Genomic DNA, 3,740 nt, shown 5'->3' with positions numbered 1-3,740 from the left:
GGTCTGCGCGGGGTGCCGGTACCTCGTCGCGCTGACCTCGTTCTGGCTGCTCGACATCCGCGGCGCCCAGATGGTGTGGGTGGTCGCGTCCGGGGTCGGCAGCGGGCTGTACTTCCCGCTGCCGGTGCTGCCGGACTGGCTCGTCACGGTCCTCTGGGTCGGCACGCCGTTCCCCGCGCTCATGCAGGCGCCGCTGGACGTGCTCGTCGAGCGCGGCGGCATCGGGCACGGCCTGGTGCTCGTCGCCGGACAGTCGGCGTGGCTGGCGATCACGATCGGGCTCGGCCGCGTGGTGCAGCGGCGGGCGTTGCGGAGGCTGGTGGTGCAGGGTGGCTGAACGGAGCGGCGCGGACGCCGAACACCGATACCGGCCCTACCGCCAACTGCTCGTCGCGCAGGTGCGCAGCCAGACGCAGTACCGGCTGTCGTTCGCGCTCGACCTCGGGTTCTCGACCATCCTGACCGCGCTCGACCTCGCCACCCTGTGGGTGCTGTTCGCGGTCAACCACAGCCTCGGCGGGTTCGGCGCCCGGGACATCCTGCTGATGGTCGGCGTCGCCGCGTTCGCCTTCCCCCTCGCGGACCTGGCCGTCGGCAACACCGAGAAGCTGCGGGTCTACGTCCGGTCGGGACTGTTCGACGCCGTGCTGCTGCGGCCGCTGTCGGCGCTGGGACAGCTGGTCGCGATGGACTTCGCGCCGCGGCGGGTCGGCCGGGTGCTGCAGGGCGCGGTCATCTATGTCGTGGCGCTGACGGTCGCGCCCGTCCGGTGGTCCGCGCCGGTCGCGGTGCTGGTGGTGCTCGCGCCGCTCGTCGGAGCCGTGTTCTTCGCCGCGATCTTCGTGGCCGGTGCCACCGTCGCGTTCTGGTGGATCGACTCCGGCGAGATCGCGAACGCCTTCACCTACGGCGGCAAGGACGTCGCCGCCTACCCGATGACCGTGTTCGGCGGCCTGTTCCGGCGGTTCTTCGCCTACGGACTCGGATTCGCCTTCGTCGCCTACCTGCCGGCACTCGCCATGCTCGACCGGTCGGATCCACTCGGGACACCCGACTGGTTGCGCTGGTGCTCGCCACTCACCTCACTGGTCGTCGCCACGCTCGCCGGGATGTTCTGGCGCGCGGGCGTCCGTCACTACCGGAGCACAGGATCGTGATCATCCAGACTTCGTCGCTGCGCAAGGACTTCACCGTGCGGAAGAAGGTCGGCCGGTTCCGCAGGACGTCGACCACCGTGTCCGCCGTGGACGGCGTGACGCTGTCGGTCGCCGAGGGCGAGATGCTCGGCTACATCGGACCGAACGGCGCCGGGAAGTCGACGACGCTGAAGATGCTGACCGGCGTGCTCACCCCGTCCGGCGGCACGGTGTCGGTGTGCGGGCTGACGCCGGTGCCGCAGCGGGCGCGGCTGGCGCGGCGCATCGGCGTGGTGTTCGGGCAGCGGTCGCAGCTGTGGTGGGACCTGCCGCTCATGGAGTCGTTCTCCCTGCTGCGCCACGTCTACCGCGTGCCGGCCGCCGACCACGCCGCGCGCCTGACGTACTGCCGGGCGCTGCTCGACCTCGACCCCTTCGTGGACACCCCGGTGCGGCAACTCTCGCTCGGCCAGCGCATGCGGGGCGAGCTGACGGCCGCGTTGCTGCACGGGCCCGCCGTGCTGTTCCTCGACGAGCCGACGATCGGGCTCGACGTGCTGAGCAAGCAGGCGGTGCGCGGCTTCCTCGCGGAGGTGGCCGCACGCGGCGACACGACGGTCGTGCTGACCACGCACGACCTCGCCGACATCGAGAAGCTGTGCCGGCGGCTGGTGGTGATCGACCACGGCCGCGTCGTGCACGACGGCACGCTGGACGAGCTGCACGCGGCGTACCGCTCGAAGCGGCGGGTGGTGGCGGACCTGGACGCGCCGTGGCCCGGCCTGACCCTGCCCGGCGCGGCGGTGGAGAGCGTCGAGGCGGACGGGTTCCGCGTCACGCTGACACTGGAGGGCGCGACGGCCGGTGAGGTGGTGGCGCGGCTCGCGCAGGCCGTGCCGCTGCGGGACCTCTCGGTGCAGGAGCCGGAGATCGAGGACGTGGTGGCCAGGTTGTACACCGGCGCTAGTCGTGCAGGAACCGCGCCACGAGGTGATCGGTGAACTCGCGGGGCACCGGATCGCCGGTGACCAGCACCCGGTAGTAGATCGGGCCGACCAACTGGTCGACGGCGAGGTCGATGTCCAGGTCGGCGGGTAGCTCGCCGCGTTCGACGGCCCCCTGGAGGGGGACGCGGTCGTGCTCGCGTAGCCGGCTGAGGTAGTCGGCGCGCAGCCGGGCGGCCAGCACGGGGTCGTGTTGGGCCTGGCCGGCGAGCGCGCGGAACACCTCGCCCGGGTCGGACTCGGTGAGGAACAGGGCCAGCCGGTGCAGGTGGGCGCGCAGGTCGTCGCCGACGTTGCCGTGGTCCGGCGGGAACAGGTGCTCCTCCATGTCGTCGGCGAACGCCTCGAGAAGGATGTCCACCTTGGACGGCCACCAGCGGTAGATCGTCTGCTTGGCGACCCCGGCCCGGGTGGCGATGCCCTCGATCGTCACGCCCGCGAAGCCGCGTTCGGTCAGCAGGTCGTCGGCCGCCTCGAGTACTGCCTGCCTGGCCGCCTCGCTGCGTCCGTGCCGGTTGCCGGTGTGCCGCATACGTAGAGCGTAGGGCCCGCTAGACAAGACGCTACGTTGCGTCTACTCTAGCCGTCATGACAACTCTGCGGAGTCCTTCCGTCCATGGTGTGCTCGACCGTCTGTTCACGACCGCGGCCGATGACAGCGTTCCGTCCGTGTTTCCCGCCGAGGTGACGTCGCAGCAGGCGGCGGACCTGCTGGCCGACGTCTACATGCCGATTTCCGCCAGAGGTGGGGATCTGTTGTACTCGCTCGTTCGAGCGAGTCGGCCGTCCACTGCGGTCGAGTTCGGGACCTCGTACGGGATCTCGACGCTGTACCTGGCCTCGGCCGTGGCAGACAACGGTGTCGGGCACGTGTTCACGACCGAGCTGAGCGCGGCCAAGGTCGCTGCCGCGCAGTCCAATGTGGATGAGGCGGGGGTGGCTGAATGGGTGACGATTCTGGCCGGGGACGCGTTGGAGACACTCGCTGATGTCCCTGGGCCTGTCGGGTTCGTGTTGCTGGATGGGTGGAAGCACTTGTGTCTGCCGGTGCTTCGGTTGTTGGAGCCCCGGTTGGCGCGGGGTGCGCTGGTGGTGGCTGATGACATCAAGCTCGCGGACTTAGGGGAGTACCTGGAGTATGTCCGGGAGCCGGGGAACGGGTATGTGAGTGTTGCTTTTCCGGTGGAGGACGGGATGGAGATCAGCTGTCGCGTTTAGATGATTGATTCCGTGAAGTTGGTGTTGGTGGTCGTCGGCGTTGGGTGATCGTTTGCTGGTCATGCCGGTTGTCCAGTTGTGTCAGATGCCCGCGGCCATGGCCAGCAGGCGTTGGGTGACGTGGGCGAACACGCCTGTGGGGGTGCGTTCGCCGATTGTCGGGTTGGCCAGGCATCAGGAGATGGGCATGCCGTCGCCGGTGCACACGAGGTAGAGCTTCAGGCCTCAGTACCAGCGGGAGTGTGACGCGCAGTAGCCGTAGCCGGGGTGTCCGGCCAGGTCGGAGCGTTTCACGGTCTCGCGGGGCATGCCGCAGGGAACGGGGGTGGCGTCGGTCATCCACAGGTCCTCGAACCAGGACGGGCAGCATGCCGCGAGAGTG

General features: G+C 69.7%; 5 protein-coding genes and 1 pseudogene. 4 read left to right on the top strand and 2 right to left on the bottom strand.

The features are described from left to right. The 3 genes from ACJ73U_RS10115 to ACJ73U_RS10105 form a co-directional block, all read left to right on the top strand. The coding region (locus ACJ73U_RS10115; protein ID WP_407777293.1) for an ABC-2 family transporter protein at positions 1 to 337 on the top strand (337 nt) is incomplete at its 5' end. Continuing rightward, the gene (locus ACJ73U_RS10110) at positions 330 to 1,157 is read left to right on the top strand and encodes an ABC transporter permease (protein WP_407777292.1); all 828 of its coding nucleotides are present in this window, start codon (positions 330 to 332) and stop codon (positions 1,155 to 1,157) included. The genes ACJ73U_RS10115 and ACJ73U_RS10110, both read left to right, overlap by 8 nt. Continuing rightward, positions 1,154 to 2,137 carry an ATP-binding cassette domain-containing protein gene (locus ACJ73U_RS10105; protein WP_407777291.1) on the top strand — a complete coding sequence of 328 codons (984 nt, stop codon included), beginning with the start codon at positions 1,154 to 1,156 and terminating at the stop codon, positions 2,135 to 2,137. The genes ACJ73U_RS10110 and ACJ73U_RS10105 overlap by 4 nt, the downstream gene beginning before the upstream one ends. Here the strand turns inward: ACJ73U_RS10105 and ACJ73U_RS10100 are convergent. After that, positions 2,100 to 2,672, bottom strand: a complete 573-nt coding sequence (locus tag ACJ73U_RS10100; RefSeq protein ID WP_407777290.1) for a TetR/AcrR family transcriptional regulator — start codon at positions 2,670 to 2,672, stop codon at positions 2,100 to 2,102. The genes ACJ73U_RS10105 and ACJ73U_RS10100 overlap by 38 nt on opposite strands. A gap of 89 nt (positions 2,673 to 2,761) precedes the next feature. Here ACJ73U_RS10100 and ACJ73U_RS10095 point away from each other — a divergent pair, with 89 nt between their 5' ends. Further along, positions 2,762 to 3,358 (top strand): O-methyltransferase, encoded by a 597-nt coding sequence (locus ACJ73U_RS10095; protein ID WP_407777289.1) that lies wholly within the window; start codon positions 2,762 to 2,764, stop codon positions 3,356 to 3,358. Between the two features lie 177 nt (positions 3,359 to 3,535). Here ACJ73U_RS10095 and ACJ73U_RS10090 read toward each other — a convergent pair. After that, positions 3,536 to 3,740 (bottom strand): annotated as a pseudogene (locus ACJ73U_RS10090) (IS982 family transposase); the annotation flags it as partial.

Origin of the sequence: Actinophytocola sp., assembly GCF_045807065.1 — a bacterium.
Taxonomy (GTDB): Bacteria; Actinomycetota; Actinomycetes; order Mycobacteriales; family Pseudonocardiaceae; genus Actinophytocola.
This window is presented reverse-complemented; position numbering and strand designations above follow the sequence as displayed.

Bases quoted from the DNA above. Each gene is read 5' to 3' on its own strand.
- ACJ73U_RS10100 (WP_407777290.1), bottom strand. From the start codon at position 2,672: ATGCGGCACACCGGCAACCGGCACGGACGCAGCGAGGCGGCCAGGCAG.